Here is a 15987-nt window from a genome sequence, read left to right as displayed (position 1 = left end):
GGCGGGAGGTGGCGGGGGTGGGTCAGGTGACGGGGGCGCCGCCGTAGGAGATTTCGTTGCCGTCGGGGTCGAAGAAGGAGGCGTGGCGGAAGCCGTTCTCGTAGGTCTCGCGGGTGGTTGGTTCGAGGCCGCGGTCGGCGATGCCGCTCAGCGTCGCGTCGAAGTCTGCGACGAAGAGGGTGTGCTGGGCGTGGCCGGCGTGTTCGGGGACCACCTCTATGTAGAGGTAGCGGTGTTCGGCCAGTTCCCAGACGGCTTCGATGTCGTTGGGGAGGAAGGCCGGTGGGGCGCCCAGTAGTTGTTCGTACCAGGCGACGGCGGTGGCGTAGTCGCTGACAGAGATTCCGGCGAACAGGTCCATCGCAGAACGGTAGCTCTAAGAACAGGACATATCAGGCCGGCCGCGGGCATTGCGGCCGGTCCTGAGCGTGGCGTCGGCGTCCAGTGGACGTATACGTCCTGTCGGTCGGGCGTTAGACCGGGGCGTCGCCGTGGTCGGGGATCTCTAGTTGTACGCCGCCTTGGAGGGCCGACTGGTGGGCGTAGATGCCGGGGAGGGTGTAGCGGGCGGAGACCCAGGCGTTGATCGGCGGGAGGGTCTTGTCGGCGACGGCGCGGACGAAGTCGTCGGCGAGGAAGTGGTGGGAGCCCTCGTGGCCGTTGTGCAGGCCGTCGAACTCGGCGGGCAGGCGGGTGCGGTCGTGCACCGGGGAGAGCCCGGAGCGGAACGCGTCGCGGAGAGCCGGGTCGACGTTTGCGAGGTCTTCGTCGTCGCGCGAGCCGGCCGAGGTCTCCATCAGGTGGGAGACGTCCTCGACGCCCTGCTTGTTCTGCCAGAGGGTGGTGGTGGCAAGCTGCTCGAAGCTGCCCTCGGTACCGAACACGCGCAGCCGCGACTCACGGATGTGGGACGGGTAGCCGACGCGGCGCATCTCGTTGGTGCGCATGATGCCGCCGTCGGCGAGCTTGAAGAGGGCGGTCGCGTTCGAGAAGTCGTTGTCGAACTGGCTGATCTCCTTGTCGAAGACGCCGTCCCCACGGTCGTCCTGCACGCCGATGCAGGACACGTGGGTCGCATGCTGACCGGTCACCGACAAGACGTTCCCGACGGCGTGCGTCGGGTAGAGCATGGGCGGGAAGGAGGCGGTCTGCTTCCAGTCCTCGCCGCCGCTGTACTGGTACGCGGCGTAGAACCCGAGATCCATGTCGTGGACGTAGTCGCCCTCGGAGTAGAACACCCGGCCGAAGTCGCCGGCGGCCAGCCGCTGCCGGCAGTACACCGACGACGGGTAGTAGAAGCTGGTCTCGCCCATCATGTAGGTCAGGCCGGTCGCCTTGACCAGCTCGATGATGCGCGCGATCTGGTCGGCCTCGATCGCCATCGGCACCGTCGAGTAGACGTGCTTCCCGGCCTCAAGCGCCTTGATCGCCATCTCGCCGTGCAGCCAGCGCTGGGTGAAGATCGCCACCGCGTCCACGTCGGACTCGAGCATCTCCTCGAACGACTGGTAGGTGACCGCAATCCCCTGTTTGGCCGCCATCTCGGCTGTCCGGTCCGGCAGGACGTCGGTCAGCCGGACACCGGACACGTCCGGGTGCGCGGACCACAGCCGCAGAAACGAAGGAGCGAACTGGCCGGCTCCGGCCACACCGATGCTGATTCCCATGCGACTAGGCAATCACACATTTATGTTCCACGGAAGAACATATTCAGACGTTGGAACGTGTGAGCAGGTGTGGGTTGTCGGTGGTGATGCCGTCGACGCCGAGCGCGACCGCCTGCTCCAGGGTGGCCGCGTCGGGGACCGGCCAGGCGGTGACGGAGAGGCCGGCAGTGTGCAGTTCGGCGACGAACGCCGAGGTCAGGCCGGTGATGCCACACAACGCCCAGGTCGCCTCAGCTTCCCGCGTCAGAGCCAGTACGTCGGGAGTCGTGCGACCGAAGATCCGCCCGGTCGTCACCCCGGGGAAGGCGCGTCTGGCGGCGAGCAGGATCTCCGGATGGAACGAGGTGACGAGCGTCCGAGCGGCGAGCGCGGGGTCGGATCGGAGTGAATCGGCGAGCAGCGGTACGGCGGCCTCCGCCTTCACCTCTGCCTGGAACCGAACGTCGACCGCGGCGACGGTTTCGGACCAAGTGGGGACCACCTCGCCCAGCCCGGCATCCAGCCCTCGCAACTCGGTGAGGGTTAGGGAGGCTACTTCGCCGGTGCCGTTCGTGGTGCGGTCGACGGTGGCGTCATGGAGGATGACCAGTTCACCATCGGCGGTCACCCGCAGGTCGAGTTCGATCTCGTCGCAGCCGTCGGCGACGGCTCGGCGAAACGAGCGCAGAGTGTTCTCCGGCTCGGTACCGAGTGCGCCTCGATGACCCGTGATGATCACAGGACCTTCTCCTCGTAGAGGCGGCGTACCTCGGCTCCGATCGCGTCGAGCCGGCGGGCCACCGTGGCGAACACCTTGCTGGGTGCAGCGTTGTCGGCGTAGATCTGCTGCAATCCGGTGTAGATGGCCACATTCGCATTGCGGCCGTAGAGCCGGATCGCGTCCTGCTGCCGGGCGTTCGCGAGCTGCGCGATCGCGACGCCGTAGTTGGGTTGTTCGGCAATGAGTTTCTTCAGCTCCGGCACCTCACGCGCCGCCTCGACCACCGGGAGGTAGCCGGTCTGGATCGTCCACCACGCAGCGTTCTCCGGCCGCGCCAGGAAGGTCAAGAACGCGGCGGCCGCCTGCTTTCGCTCCGCCGAGATGTTGCGCAGCATCCCGATGCCACCGCCGCCGGTGGCGATCCCGGACGCGACCTCGCCCGGCACGAAGCCGGCGCCGACCCGGAATTTCGCCTTGCTGGTCATGCTTTTCAGCCCACCGGTCGACTCCTGGATCGTTGCCACGAGCCCGTTCGCGAAATCCGTACTCGGACTGCTCGCCATATAGGCAAGCTTCAACGAGTGGACCATCGACCGCTGCCACTCACCCGCAGCCACCGCCCCGGCCTCAGCGATCGTGACATCCAGCCCACGCGAATACGAACCGCCGAACTGCCACACGTTCCCCTGGAACTGCCAGTCCCCGTCAACCTTCGCGAACGCCAGCGTCCGCAACGCCCGCCCACCCGACTGCACCTTCGCCAACGAGGGCCCCCACGACTGCAGCTCGCTCCACGTCCGCGGCGCGCGATCCGGCAGACCGGCGGCAGCGAACGCATCCCGGTTGTAGTAGAGGATCGGCGTACTGCGGGCGAACGGCACGCACCAGCTCTGCCCCTTCACCACATACTCACCGAACAACTTCGGCTGATACACCGCCGGATCCGCGAGATAGCCGTTCAACGGCTCCAACGCCTCGTTGAGGAAGAACCGCTCCCACGTCACATCCGACAGTACGGCGAGATCCGGCGCCTGCTTGGCGATCAGGGCCGCGGCGACCTTCTGCGCGACATCGTCGTAACTGCCCTGGAACTGGACCTCGACGTACACGTCGTCCTGTGATTCGTTGAACTTGGCAACGAGTCCGTCAACGGCCTTCCCGTTCACTCCGCCGTACGACGACCAGAACACGACCCGCACGCGGCGAGCGTACTGAGCAGGCACCGCTCCGGCCGGCTGCGAGTACACTGCGTCCACCGATCGATACCCACACCCGGCCAACGGCAAGGCTGCAGCCAGTCCGAGGAATCCCCTGCGTCGCATGGTCATCCCTTCAACGCACCCTGGGTGATTCCACCGACGATGTAGCGCTGGGCGATCAGGAAGATCACCAGCATCGGCGCGAGCACGAGCAGCGTCCCGGCCATGATCGTGCCCCAGTTGGCCAGCCCCTCCTCGTCCTTGAGGATCAGCAGGCCGACCGGCAGCGTCCGCATCGACGCGGTGTTGGTGACGATCAACGGCCAGACGAAGTTGTTCCACTCCTCGACCGCGGTGATCACGACGACCGTGACGAGCATCGGCCGCGACATCGGCAGCACGACCCGCCACAGCGTCCGCAGGTGACCGGCGCCGTCGACCGCCGCGGCGTCCGTCACCTCGGACGGCAGCGTCAAGAAGTGCTGCCGCATCAAGAACGTCGCGAAGGCCGACCCGATCCCCGGAATGATCAACCCTGCATAGGTATTGATCCAGCCCAACGTTGCCACGGTCAAGTAGTTCGGCAGCAGCGTCACGTGCCCCGGCACCATCATCGCGCCGAGTACCAGGAAGAACAGCACCTTCTTCCCAGGGAAGCGCAGATACGCGAACGCGTACGCCGTCAGCACCGCGTTCGTCACCTTCAACGCAGTCCCCGCCACCGTGATCACCGTCGAGTTCACGAAGAACCGATCGAACGGCGCAGCCTTCCACGCCAGCGCGAAGTTCTCCCAAGTCAGGTGATCGGGCCACCACGAAGGCGGCCATTGGTAGATCTCCGCCGGCTGCTTGAAGGCCGTCGACACCAGCCAGTACAGCGGCCCGACAAACACAGCAGCCACTCCGACCAGTACGACGTACTGCAGCGCGCGCACCTTCATCGGTAGTGCACCCGCCTCTCCAGCACTCGCGCTTGGACCGTCGTGACGACCAGCAGGATGACGAACATGATGATCGACAACGTGGCAGCCCGGCCCGCGTTGAAGGCCTGGAACCCTTCGTTGTAGATCGCCCAGCTCAACGTCGTGGTCGCGTCCCCCGGCCCGCCGCCCGTCATCACCGCGATCACGTCGAAGGCCTGGAACGTCCCGATCACCGTGGTGATCAACAGGAAGAACGTGATCGGCGCCAGCAGCGGGAGCTTGATCGCGTGGAACCGCCGCCACGTACTCGCGCCGTCCATCACCGCCGCCTCGTCGAGCTCCTTCGGCAACCCCTGCAGGCCGGCCAGATAGATCAGCGCGGCGAAGCCGGCGTTCTTCCACAGGTAAACGATGACGAGTCCGGGCAGCGCCCAGTCCGAGTTGTTCATCCAGTCCGGCCCGCGCAGGAGGCCGTAGCCGGGGTCGAAGATGAACAACCAGATCGTCGCCACTGCAGCACCTGACAGGACGTGCGGTGCGAACGCGATCGTTCGAACCGCACCCCGGCCCTTCAGCGGCAGGTTGAACAGGAACGCAAGCGCCAGCCCGATCACCAGACTCCCGGCGACGATCAGCCCGGTGAACACGACGGTGACCCACAACGTCCGATGGAACGCCGGATCAGTCAACGTCCGCCCGTAGTTCGCCAGTCCGACGAACGCCGGCCGAGCCGCGATCATGTTCCAGTCGGTGAGGCTCAGGAAGGCGTTGTAGACGATCGGCCAGTACGCGAAGACCGCGATCACCAGCAGATTCGGTGCCACCAGCGCAGCGAACAACCAGTACTCCCGTCGCCGCCGCGACCGCAGACCTACCGGATTCTCCTGCACGCCCGTGAAATTATCACCAACTCCTGGTGAGGTATAGAGAATCCCTGTGATTTTCTGGCCAATTTCACATCAAAGTCACCAGTCCCGCCGGGTCCTTCCCCGACAGGTACGCGGCCACGGCCTCGGCTGCGATCGACCCGGCCCGCAGTGCGGTCTGCCGGGTTGCTCCCGCCAGGTGCGGCGTCATCACGACATTCGGCGCGGTCAGCAGCCGCGACCCGGCCGGCAGCGGCTCGGCCGGGAAGACGTCGAACGCGGCCGCCCCCAGCTGCCCTGACTCCAGCGCATCGACAGTCGCTTCATAGTCGAGCAGACCGCCACGTGCTGTATTGACCAGTACGCCGCCGCGCGGCATCCGCGCGATTTCCGCCGCACCGATCATGCCGCGGGTCTGATCGGTCAACCGGGCATGCAGGCTGACCACGTCCGACCGGCGCAGGAGTTCATCCAGCTCGACGACCTCGATCCCGGGTAGAACGCGCGCCGGATCGACGTACGGATCGGCGACGACCACGTGTGCGCCGAAGGCGAGCATCACGCGGGCGACACGTTGCCCGATCGCGCCGTACCCGACCAGGCCGACTGTTGCGCCGTCCAGCTCCGCACCACATTCGTCGTACGCGTAGAGGTCGCTGCGCCACTCGCCGAGCACCAGCGAGCGATGCAGTCGCGGAAGGTTGCGCAAGGCCCCCATCATCAGGGCGACCGCGTGTTCGGCAGCAGCCACCGCGTTGCGTCCGGGGGTGGAGGCAACGGTGATGCCGCGTTTGATCGCGGCAGGCACGTTCACGTTGACCGGCCCACCACGACAGACCACCAGGAACCGCAGATCCGGCGCAGCATCCAGCACTCGCTCGGTAAACGGACCCATCTGCGTGACCGCCAGCTCGACCCCCGGCAGCGCCGCGATCAATTGCTCCTCGGCGTCACTGGCCTCGTCGACCTCGGCCACAGTCCCGTACGGCGTCAGCGGCCACGGCAAGGTGATCTCGCGGAACTCGAACTGCACGTCCTCCAGCGACTGCAGCGCCGACGAGAGCAGCGAGTTCCGGACGAAGTGGTCGCCGGCGAGCAGAGTGGTGACGGTTCTCATCAAGCTCCTAAAGGCGCGGGGTCGGACCAGCGGGCGCGGGCGTTGTCGATCCGGCGCAGGTAGTGGGCGTATCCCTCGGCATAGAAGGCGGCCCGGCCCGGGTCCGGGTCGACCTGACGGGTCGACGCGATCCACTCCGGCCCGACCTCATCCGAGGCTGCACGGCGGGCGCAGATCACAGCACCACGCGCGGCAACCTGCTCGGCTGCCGTTGTGTGCAGAGGCGCGTTCAGTACGTCCGCCAAGATCTGCGTCCACTCGGCACTTCGCGCACCGCCGCCGCACACGGTCACCCGGCCGGTCCACCCGGCCGCTTCCAGGCAATGCCGAGCGGCGTACGCAATCCCTTCGCAGGTTGCCCGAATCAGATCGGCGGTGGTCGTGGACAGCGAGAGACCGTCGAGCGTTCCACGTGCTCGGGTGTCGACGAACGGCGCGCGCTCACCAGCCTCGGACAGATACGGCAGTACGGTCACGCCTTGAGCGCCGGGCGGGCTCTCGGCCAGGAAGGCAGGTAGCTGCTCGGTCGTCGCGCCGACGAGAGCGAGCACCCGGTCGAGCGCCGCCGTACCGACCATTGCCGGCATAGCTCGCAACCAGAGCCCGGGCGTCCAGGTACCGAGGAACAACCCGGCCGGTTCGCCGGCCATCGGCAAGGAACGGGTGGCCACCTGGCACGCGAGCGTCGTACCGATGGTCAGCAGCGCATCGCCGGGCGTCTCCACGCCAGCTCCAGCTGCGGCAGCCGGAAGGTCATAAGGGCCTGCCGAGACTCGCGTCCCAGGAGCCATCCCGGACGAGGAGTCGCGCAGTTCACCCACCGGTCCATCGGCCGCCACGGGTGCCAGCAGGTGGCGTAACTCCCCCAAACCCGTTGCTGCCAAGGCTTCTTCGTCGTACGAACCCGTCCGCGGATCAAGGAACGGCGCCGACGCATCCGACACATCCGTCGCGCGGACGCCGGTCAGCGCCTGCATCACCACGTCCTTGCAGTACGCCGCTGTCTCAGCCGCTGCGATCACCGCCGGCTCCTCAGCCAGTACGGCGGCCAGCAGCGGACCGGAGGCCCCCGGGAACATGCGGTTGCCGGAGCGCCGGAACACGTGGTCGGCAACACCGTCTGCCGTCCACTGCTCGAGGATCCCGCTACTGCGCGCATCCAGCCACGAGATCGCCGGCCGAACCGCACCCCCTGCCGCATCAACCAGCCAGAGCCCGTCCCCCTGCGCGGTGATCGCGAGAACACCCGGCTGGGACCCCACCGCAGCAGCCAGCTCGCCGACCACCTCGTTGACCGAGGCAACGATCTCGGCGGTCTCATGCTCGAACCGCCCGGCCGACGGCCGCACCAGCCGCGTCGGCCGGGATGCCTCGGCCAGCGGCCGACCGACCTCGTCGAACGCCACCGCCTTCGTCACTGTAGTGCCGACATCGACTCCGACGTCCATACAAGGTCCCCTCTAGAAGGTGGCGACCTCCACGGTCACACCGTGGTCGCGCAGTGGGCGGATCAGCTCTTCGGGAGTCTTCTCGTCGACCACCACGACATCGAAGTCGCTCAGCGGTGCGAGCCGGTGCAGGGCGGTGCGCTGCAGTTTGGCGTGGTCGACCAGCAGCACCTTGGTCTTCGCCGCGCGCAGCATCGCGCGCTTCACCAGGACGATCTCCTCCTCCTGGTGGAACGCGTGCGTCGGCGAAACCGCCGACACCGAACAGAACAGCAGGTCGGTGTGCAGCGCCTCGACAGCCTCCGCGCACGGCATCCCACCGAACGAGTCGTGGGTCGCCGAGTAGATCCCGCCGAGCGCAACCAGGGTGATGTCGCGACGGCCGGTCAGCGCGGTGATCGCGGGCAGGAAGTTCGTTGCCACGGTCAACGGCGTGATGTCCTCGAGCAGGTCGACCAGAGCGAGCGCGCTGGTCGAGTCGTCCAGCATCACCGACATCCCCGGCTCGATCATCGTGCGGGCGTACCGGGCCAGCGCGGCCTTCTCGGTCTGCGCGGTGTTCAGCCGGTACGCGACGTTGCTCTCGAACACGCTCGTCGGCTGCGCACTCACCCCACCGCGGTACTTCCGAACCACCCCTTGCCGCTCGAGCTCATCCAGGTCGCGATGCACCGTCATCACGCTCACCCCGAACGCCTCGACCAGGTCGCTGGCCGACACCGAGCCATGCTCAACGACATACGCCGCAATCTCGGCCTGCCTGCGCGCGGGACGACTCAGCTCACCTTCGGGCTCTGTAGTCATGAGGGGATCTCCATTCGTCCTGCGGGAAGGTTGTACGCCTCGAGTCCCACTGTGCCGTCCTGACGCCGGAAGCGCACGAGCGCCGCGGGACCGAGTGCAGGAAGAAGTCTGCGGTAGTCGTTCAAGCGGAGGCCGAGCACCCGGCACACCAGCAGCCGGATCAGCGTGTTGTGCGCGACCACCAGCACCTTGCCGCCCTCGATCTCGGCGAAAGCTTCGGCCACCCGATCGGCGGCCTCAGCCGGATCCTCGCCGCCTGGAAAGTGGTTGCGGACCGGGTCGAGCTCGAACGCTGCAGCCACTACGGGAGGCAGCTCGGCCAGTCGCTTGCCTTCGGCCGATCCGAAGTCGACCTCTCGCAACCGCGCGTCCAACGTCGGCTCCAGGCCGAGCGCCTCGGCGGTTGGGGCGATGGTCTGGCGAGCTCGCAGCATCGGCGAAGACCACAAGGCATCCGGCGCGAAGTCGATCGCCCACTCCCGCAGTTGCTCGGCCTGCTGCTGACCCACCTCATCGATCGGCAGGTCGGACGAACCGGTGTAGCGGTTGCCGTGATGCCAGGCAGTCCGCCCATGCCGAGCCAGCACGATCGTCGTCCTCATCCGCGGTACCCCCGCGCATCCAGCTCCGCCACGAAGGCGGCGTACAGGTCGTCAAGGCGGCCCGGTCGCGGCTCGAGGACGCGGTCGATACGAACCATCCGCCGCGCGGTCTCGGTGACACTTCCCCCGGCGGAGGCGGCAAGAACAGCCATCCCGTACGCCGGGTCTGCGGTCACCGGAAGCTCAACCGGTACGCCGAGGGTGTCGGCGCGGAGCTGATTCCAGTAGCCGCTGCGGGTCGCGCCACCGGTGAGCGAGACCCTGCACACCGGGTCGGCCCCGAGACCGACCACATGCTCGAACGCCAGCCGCTCAACGAATGCCACGCCCTGCAGGACAGCGACGTATGTGTCGAGATCGCTGTCGACCTTGCCGATAATGAAGCGCTCGGCCTGCGGTGCGACGAAGGGGAATCGTTCGCCGGTTTTCGTCAGCGGATAGATGGCCGCATCGACCGTGTGAGCGGCTTGATCGAAAGCATCGAGATCCGCATCCGGCAGGAGCTCAGTCAGTACGCCGGCGCCGCTGCTGGACGCGCCCCCGGGGAGCCAACCGCCATCCGGGTGCAGGTGGCTGTAAACCGCGCCGGTCGGGTCGTCGAGCAGCTGCTCGCTCACGCCCTTGAGGACGAGCGTCGTACCGAGCACTGAGTTCCAGGCGCCCGGCGACAGTGCGCCGGCCGCGATCTGGGCTGCGCAGCCGTCGGTCATTCCGGCGTACACGGGCACACCGTTCGGGGTGCGACCGAGCTCCGTGCCTGGGCGGACGACCTCGGGGAAGACTTCGATCGGCAGGCCGAGTTTGTCGAAGGCCGCGGTCGGCCAACTGCCGGCGACCAGGTCGTAACCGGTCTTCAGGGCATGGCTCGTATCGGTCGCGACCGGGTGTCCGACGAGGTGAGCGGCGACGAAATCAGCACTGTGGATAACCCGCTGATCACTGTCGGCAACCAGATCGAGGATCTTCGGCAGGGCCCAGGTGGGCTGCATGGAGGTCGCCCAGCGATCCGGGTCGGCGTCCACGATGTGGACACGACGGGCGGCTGAACGGGCGTCGTCGTACATCAACGCAGCGGTGACCGGGCGGCCGGCGCGGTCCGTCAGCAGGAAAGTGCCGGAGGTGGAGCAGATCGCGATGCCCTCCAGGGCCCCCGCGGACGGTGTGATTTCGGCCAGACAGGCATCGACAGCGTCGAGCCACTGCTGCGGATCCTGTTCGTGGCGGACGCCGTCGCGGACGCTGGTCAGTGGCCGGGACGCCCGGGCCAGGACGGCCCCGTCGGGACCGGCAAGCACGGCCCGCACGCTCTGCGTGCCGAGGTCGATGCCGATCCAGGCCACTCGGGCTCCCCTCACACTGTTAGGTCAGTTGAGAAGATAACATCGTAGAGCGATAAGATGACAGCATGAGTCGGCTCCCGTCGCCTCGGGGGAAGACGGGAGCCGACTTAGAAGACTCAGGCGTGCATCAGGACGAGCGACGAATCCACGGCGGCCAGCTCGAGGCGGCCTGCGTCGACGGATCCGAAGGCACCGATCGGACCGCTGGCCGGTCGGCCGGTCCAACCGAGCCAGAAACCCCAGTCCTCCGGGGCGGCCGGCCACTCGGGATCCGGCTCCCAGCCTGGCGGCGGGCGCCAGCTGTCAGTGGGCAGCTCGGGCCAATCGGGTGGCGGATTGAATCGGTACACGGGCGGTCCTTCCCAGATTCCCCAGGCAAATCTGTGCCGTTGATCCAAACTGTCTGACTGATCAACGACCCGGCGCGCCGAACGTCACGACCAAATCTTCGTAAAGTTTTCCGGCACAGCCACACATCAGATCACCAGGATCGCGGCACGGCAAGCGATCGCTCACTCCCCGGACTGCACGTGCACCCGCAGAATCGGTTGTTGCTTTATCCACAGGCTGTGGGGTTATCAACAGGGACAACCGGTTCAGTAACAGTCCGTTGCCTAGGGCGCGTTCAGGCGTTCCTTGACGCGGTGATGGCCGGTCAGCGATTCGGCCAGGGCGAAGCCGAGTGAGCGGTAGGCCTCGAAGTCCCACTCGTCGTAGAACTGGTCGCTGGTCGCCCGCCGCGGGAAGTCCGTGTGCCGCTTGGCGTACACCTCGAGGTCCCAGTCGAGGTGACCCGCGAGCACCGCCTTCACGAAGAAGATCTCCGTCCGGTACGGATCTTCGTTGTTCTCGACCTCGTCCTCGGTCTTCGGATGCGTCGCGATGCCGTAGACCCAGGCCCGGTCCGCGCGCTCCTTGGCACCGCGGATCATCGGCGACGGGTCGATGTCGATCTCGATGCCGTGATCCATCCGGGCGGTCGCGATCGCCTCGGCCAGTGCGCTGAACCGGTCCTCGGCATCGTTCGACGCATCGATCACGATCACCTGGGCCGGCTTGCGGCGGAGCGCCTCGACCAGACCGAGGTTGTCGTAGTGACCTCCGTCGGTGACGTAGATCCGCCGGTCGTACATCGACGGCGACCCGACCGCCTCCCGCAGCAGGCGATACGGACCAGGCTTGTCGATGATGCTGCCGACGTACCGGCTGAGCTTGGGGAAGAAACCCGTGACCGGCGGGAACGCGTCGTCGACGTGGTTGTTCCAGTACGGGTTGGGCAGCCAGACGCCGAGGCGCGCATTCAGTACGGCGAGCAGCAGCCGGATCGGACGGGTCCGCCCGTTCACGCGCCCGGTCAGCGGACTGAGCGCGGCCCCACTCATCGCCATCGCGGCCGGCACGGTCACCTCGCGCAGCAGGACGTCCGCCTCCCGCTCGTAGTCGTCGGTCCGGCGCCGACCGCCGTCCGGGAGCGACCGGTCGCCGATGATGCCGATGCAGTCCGAGTCGAACACGAACGGCACACAGTCCCGCTGCGTCGGCACGAAATCCGCATCCTCGACGTTCGCCACGCCCGCAATCACCAGCCGCGGTCCTCCCTGGTCAGGCTTGGCCCATTCGGAGTAGCGGAGGCGTTTGTAGTAGTCGATTGCAGCAGCGGAGCCGTTGGGCTTGCGTTCCACCAGGAACGCGCGGGACAGGCGTTCGCGGTAGAACGAGTGCAGGGAGGTGCGGTTCGCGTCGGTGAACACTTTGATGCCTAGGGCAACTGTAGCCAGGATCACCGCGACGCTCCAGTCCCTCGCGAAGTCCTTCTCGGTCGCGTAGCCACCGGTCCAGCGCAGCAGCGCGATCGTTGCCGCGAGCACGATGATCGCCGTACCGGCCCAGGGCGCGAGCTTGGTCCGCGCGAACGCGAGCAACCGATCCCGGAGCCTGGACGATTCCTTGCCTTCGGTCGCCAATCCGTTCCACACCGAGCGGCCGAGACCGATCAGTACGACGACCAACGCGCTGAACGACGCGACACCCTGCTTGGTCGGATCGACCAGCGCCAGCAGCTCGGACGGCAATCCGGTGTCGCCGGGGAGTTGGCCGACCAGGTAGAGCCCGCCTGGTACGCCGAGGAGCAGCACCGCGACCGGGACGCCGTACCGGAGGGAGACGCTGCTGACCGAATTCAGCACCGTGCGGACCACGTCAGGCATCCGCGCCCAGCGGTCCCAGACCTTCTCGATCACGAAGACGGCGGCACTGATCGCGATCAGGCCTCCCGCCAGCGCGAGGAAGCTCCAGGAGCCGTCCGGTCGCCAGGTCACCTGGATCTCGGTGTTGACGTCCCTGATCACCCCTTGGTTGCCGAGGAACCAGCCGAGCACCCACGCGACCGAACGCAGCACGATGCCGATCAGCAGCAGGTTGACGATGAGTCCGAACAGGACGGACAGCCCGGCCAGGAAGACCGCGCGGCCGCCTTGCAGGAGGTAGCGCGTCTGGCGGCGGAGGCGGGCGAGTTCGGGCGAGCCTTGGGCGAACGGGTCCGGGACGGCACGGCGAAGGACGTGGAAGGCGGCCGCGGTGTAGCCGCCACCGCTGACCCCGATGACGGTGGATGCCTTGTCGTAGAAGCCTTCTTCGCGCAGGTGTTGCAGTGCGCCGAGGCAGAAGGATGCGGACCGGATGCCGCCACCCGAGCAGGTGATCACCAGCTTGCCGTGATCGGGTCCACCGTCCAGGCTCGGGGAGAACGTGGCCGGCGGCTCAAGCTCGACACCGTGCAGCTTCTGCTGACCGAAACGGCTGGTCGCGAAATAGCAGAGCGCGAGGATCAGCCAGCCGACCACGAAGATCCCGTGCATCACAGTGGTGAGCCAGCCGGCTATCAGGTCCGAGCAGGCACCGGCACCGAAGTCCGACCACAGCTTGACGTCCTCGACGACGTCCAGGATCGCGGCGACGAAGACGAGCCACGCACCGACGGCCGCGACGGCCTGCCAGCGCTGGCGATTCAGGAACCGGACGTACTTGTAGCCCCGGTAGGCCGCGTAGACGTAGGCCGTGATGAACGTGCCGTCGACCAGCAACGACAGCCGGCCCGGGATGTCACAGTCAGCGCCGGCCTGGACCGCGTGCCGCATCGGCCACTGCACGACGGCCAGCACGATCGCCAGCTGCAGCGTTCTGGTGAAGGTTCTGCGCCGGCCGATCTGCTCGATCGTGGCCTCACCCTTGGTACCTGCTGATTCCCCCAACATCGCTCCATGATGACGCCGCGTCACCGCTCGCTACCAGGGCTCACTCAGTATCCGGAGGTATCGATCCGGCTACGCAGCGCTCAGCAACGCACTGATCCGGTTCAGACGTGTGCCCGCGGCAACGGCCTGATCCAGTACGGCGAGCTGGGCGCACGCGAGCCGGATGGCCTCCGCCTGCGTGCGGCACCCGTCGGCGTACCAGTAGGGATCGTCGGGCTGGCGATCGTCGGCGTCGTCGATGTCGGCGTACCAGGAGTCCTCCCGGTAGTGCACGACCCGCACCTTGAGCTTCATGCGAGCTGAGACGCCCGCTCCCGGGCTGTGGTTCCGGGGTCGACTGTTCGATCGTGGTGTGAACTGTTTACAACGTCGTACACGTGCCGATAGAAAGTGTCTCTACAACGTTGGCACAGCGGCTCGGAAGAGGTCTTGCCATGAGGTTCGTCCGCCCCATCCTCACCACGTTGCTCGCCGCCGCCCTGATCGGCAGCGTCGCGAGCACGGCACCAGCAGTCGAAGTCCGTGCCACCGAAGCACCGGCCGCCGACGTACAGGAGCACGTGGCGATGTCCCAGACCTTCCGGAACCCGGTGAACCCGTCCGCAGATCCGTCGCTGATGTTCTACAACGGCAAGTACTACGTCGCGACCACCCGCGGCGACCGGATCGGCATCTGGTCGTCGGACAGCCTCGCGACGCTGCTGGTCCAGCCCGAGAAGGTGGTCTTCCGCGACAGCGACCCCAGCCGCAACACGCAGATGTGGGCGCCGGCGTTCCGGCATGTGGGGAGCCGTTGGTACATCTACTACACCGCCTCCGACGGCGTGGACTCCAACCACCGCATGTATGTGCTCGAGTCCGCGAACGACGACCCGCTCGGCCCGTACACGTTCAAGGCGAAGATCGCCGACTTCGGTGAGTACGCGATCGACGGTGAGCCGATCACCGTCAACGGCCGGCAGTACTTCGTCTGGACCGGACCCGGCCGTGGTCAGGGCGGACCGGCGCAGCTGTACATCGTGCGGATGAGCAACCCGTGGACGTCTACCGGTCAGCGCGTGGCGATCCCGGCCGACGGTGGCTGCAGCGAGGTCCGCGAGGGGCCGACCCCGTTGTACGGCAAGGACCGCCTCTTCCTGACGTACTCGAGCTGCGACACCGGGAAGCCGGACTACCAGCTGTGGATGAAGAGCCTGGCCAACAACGCGGACCCGATGGTCGCCGCGAACTGGAAGCAGCACCCCGGCCCGATCTTCTCCCGCAACGACTCCACCGGCGTCTGGGGCCCCGGCCACCACTCGTTCTTCAAGTCGCCGGACGGCAAGGAGGACTGGATCGCGTACCACGGCAAGAACACCAGCACCTACACCTACGCCTTCCGCACCTCCCGCGCGCAGAAGATCAGCTGGAACGCCGACGGTACGCCGAACCTCGGCAGCCCGCTCGCCGCCGGAGCCACCCAGACCCTGCCCTCCGGCGACCCCGGCTCGGCCAACTACTGGATCAACGACACTCAGACCGGCACCGGCCTCAACCAGGTCGAGTACGCCGGTAACTGGAGCTCCGGATCCGGCTGCGGCAACCAGTGCTTCTGGAGCGACGACCACTGGACCGGAGAAACGAACGCCACCGCCACCATCCGCTTCTCCGGCACCCGAGTCGCCCTGCTCAGCGTCATCGACTCCGGCAACGGCATCGCCGCCATCTCCATCGACGGCGGCCCCGAACAACGCGTCGACTACTACAGCTCCATCCGAGTAGGCGAACACCTCACCTACCTCAGCCCGAACCTCCCGGCAGGCGAGCACACCCTCAAAATCCGAGTCACCGGCGACAAGAACCCCTCCTCCGGCAGCTCGATCATCAGCCTCGACCGCATCGAGGTCTACTGACCAAAGCGGACCTGCACCACCGTCCAACCCACCGCCCGAGCCTTTCGGGAGGCGGCGCTGAGCGTGAAAGCCCAGGAGCCGCACGAGGTTAGACGGTGGTGGCGGTCCGCCAGCCGCCGAGCGGCGCGCGATCCCGTCGTCCACGAGGCTGGGGACTCCTACCACCCGATTCGGT

The 15987-nt window shown here is 67.0% G+C and carries 15 protein-coding genes; 1 reads left to right on the top strand and 14 read right to left on the bottom strand.

Going from position 1 to position 15987, the window contains the following annotated elements; translation table 11 throughout:
• Positions 1-22 precede the first annotated feature (22 nt).
• The 14 genes from E1261_RS18970 to E1261_RS18905 all read right to left on the bottom strand — a co-directional run bounded on the left by E1261_RS18970 (position 23) and on the right by E1261_RS18905 (position 14214).
• A complete protein-coding gene (locus E1261_RS18970) occupies positions 23-361 on the bottom strand; it encodes a VOC family protein (protein ID WP_132408215.1) in 339 nt (112 codons plus the stop codon).
• A 112-nt stretch (positions 362-473) separates the two neighbouring features.
• Complete coding sequence (locus tag E1261_RS18965) at positions 474-1667, bottom strand: Gfo/Idh/MocA family protein (protein ID WP_132408214.1); 1194 nt, start codon at positions 1665-1667, stop codon at positions 474-476.
• Positions 1668-1710: 43 nt separating this feature from the next.
• On the bottom strand, positions 1711-2385 hold the full coding sequence (locus E1261_RS18960; protein WP_132408213.1) for a glycerophosphodiester phosphodiesterase: 675 nt from the start codon (positions 2383-2385) through the stop codon (positions 1711-1713).
• On the bottom strand, positions 2382-3566 hold the full coding sequence (locus E1261_RS18955; RefSeq protein ID WP_165952563.1) for an extracellular solute-binding protein: 1185 nt from the start codon (positions 3564-3566) through the stop codon (positions 2382-2384). Before E1261_RS18955 ends, E1261_RS18960 begins: the two co-directional genes overlap by 4 nt.
• 125 nt (positions 3567-3691) lie before the next feature.
• Positions 3692-4507, bottom strand: coding sequence for a carbohydrate ABC transporter permease (locus E1261_RS18950; protein WP_132408211.1), 816 nt, complete (start codon positions 4505-4507; stop codon positions 3692-3694).
• Entirely contained in the window at positions 4504-5379 is an 876-nt protein-coding gene (locus E1261_RS18945) for a carbohydrate ABC transporter permease (RefSeq protein ID WP_132408210.1), read from the bottom strand. The genes E1261_RS18950 and E1261_RS18945 overlap by 4 nt, the downstream gene beginning before the upstream one ends.
• Before the next feature lie 64 nt (positions 5380-5443).
• Entirely contained in the window at positions 5444-6472 is a 1029-nt protein-coding gene (locus tag E1261_RS18940; protein WP_132408209.1) for a 2-hydroxyacid dehydrogenase, read from the bottom strand.
• Entirely contained in the window at positions 6472-7920 is a 1449-nt protein-coding gene (locus E1261_RS18935) for an FGGY family carbohydrate kinase (RefSeq protein WP_132408208.1), read from the bottom strand. The genes E1261_RS18940 and E1261_RS18935 overlap by 1 nt, the downstream gene beginning before the upstream one ends.
• A gap of 12 nt (positions 7921-7932) precedes the next feature.
• Positions 7933-8724, bottom strand: a complete 792-nt coding sequence (locus E1261_RS18930; RefSeq protein ID WP_132408207.1) for a DeoR/GlpR family DNA-binding transcription regulator — start codon at positions 8722-8724, stop codon at positions 7933-7935.
• Entirely contained in the window at positions 8721-9326 is a 606-nt protein-coding gene (locus tag E1261_RS18925) for a histidine phosphatase family protein (protein ID WP_132408206.1), read from the bottom strand. Before E1261_RS18925 ends, E1261_RS18930 begins: the two co-directional genes overlap by 4 nt.
• Complete coding sequence (locus tag E1261_RS18920) at positions 9323-10666, bottom strand: FGGY-family carbohydrate kinase (RefSeq protein ID WP_238176298.1); 1344 nt, start codon at positions 10664-10666, stop codon at positions 9323-9325. Before E1261_RS18920 ends, E1261_RS18925 begins: the two co-directional genes overlap by 4 nt.
• Positions 10667-10782: 116 nt before the next feature.
• Positions 10783-11016, bottom strand: coding sequence for a hypothetical protein (locus E1261_RS45985; protein ID WP_202874825.1), 234 nt, complete (start codon positions 11014-11016; stop codon positions 10783-10785).
• Between the two features lie 264 nt (positions 11017-11280).
• A complete protein-coding gene (locus E1261_RS18910) occupies positions 11281-13920 on the bottom strand; it encodes a patatin-like phospholipase domain-containing protein (protein ID WP_132408205.1) in 2640 nt (879 codons plus the stop codon).
• A gap of 69 nt (positions 13921-13989) precedes the next feature.
• The gene (locus tag E1261_RS18905; protein WP_132408204.1) at positions 13990-14214 is read right to left on the bottom strand and encodes a hypothetical protein; all 225 of its coding nucleotides are present in this window, start codon (positions 14212-14214) and stop codon (positions 13990-13992) included.
• Positions 14215-14354: 140 nt separating this feature from the next.
• Here E1261_RS18905 and E1261_RS18900 point away from each other — a divergent pair, with 140 nt between their 5' ends.
• Positions 14355-15812 (top strand): family 43 glycosylhydrolase, encoded by a 1458-nt coding sequence (locus E1261_RS18900; RefSeq protein ID WP_132408203.1) that lies wholly within the window; start codon positions 14355-14357, stop codon positions 15810-15812.
• The last annotated feature ends 175 nt before the right edge of the window (positions 15813-15987 follow it).

Origin of the sequence: Kribbella albertanoniae, assembly GCF_004348455.1 — a bacterium.
Classification (GTDB): domain Bacteria; phylum Actinomycetota; class Actinomycetes; order Propionibacteriales; family Kribbellaceae; genus Kribbella; species Kribbella albertanoniae.
The sequence above is the reverse complement of the archived record's forward strand: the minus strand, read 5'-3'. Positions and strand labels throughout refer to the sequence as shown.

Bases quoted from the DNA above. Each gene is read 5' to 3' on its own strand.
- E1261_RS18900 (WP_132408203.1), top strand. From the start codon at position 14,355: ATGAGGTTCGTCCGCCCCATCCTCACCACGTTGCTCGCCGCCGCCCTG.
- E1261_RS18935 (WP_132408208.1), bottom strand. From the start codon at position 7,920: ATGGACGTCGGAGTCGATGTCGGCACTACAGTGACGAAGGCGGTGGCG.
- E1261_RS18965 (WP_132408214.1), bottom strand. From the start codon at position 1,667: ATGGGAATCAGCATCGGTGTGGCCGGAGCCGGCCAGTTCGCTCCTTCG.
- E1261_RS18910 (WP_132408205.1), bottom strand. From the start codon at position 13,920: ATGTTGGGGGAATCAGCAGGTACCAAGGGTGAGGCCACGATCGAGCAG.
- E1261_RS18940 (WP_132408209.1), bottom strand. From the start codon at position 6,472: ATGAGAACCGTCACCACTCTGCTCGCCGGCGACCACTTCGTCCGGAAC.
- E1261_RS18950 (WP_132408211.1), bottom strand. From the start codon at position 4,507: ATGAAGGTGCGCGCGCTGCAGTACGTCGTACTGGTCGGAGTGGCTGCT.
- E1261_RS18905 (WP_132408204.1), bottom strand. From the start codon at position 14,214: ATGAAGCTCAAGGTGCGGGTCGTGCACTACCGGGAGGACTCCTGGTAC.
- E1261_RS18970 (WP_132408215.1), bottom strand. From the start codon at position 361: ATGGACCTGTTCGCCGGAATCTCTGTCAGCGACTACGCCACCGCCGTC.
- E1261_RS18925 (WP_132408206.1), bottom strand. From the start codon at position 9,326: ATGAGGACGACGATCGTGCTGGCTCGGCATGGGCGGACTGCCTGGCAT.
- E1261_RS18930 (WP_132408207.1), bottom strand. From the start codon at position 8,724: ATGACTACAGAGCCCGAAGGTGAGCTGAGTCGTCCCGCGCGCAGGCAG.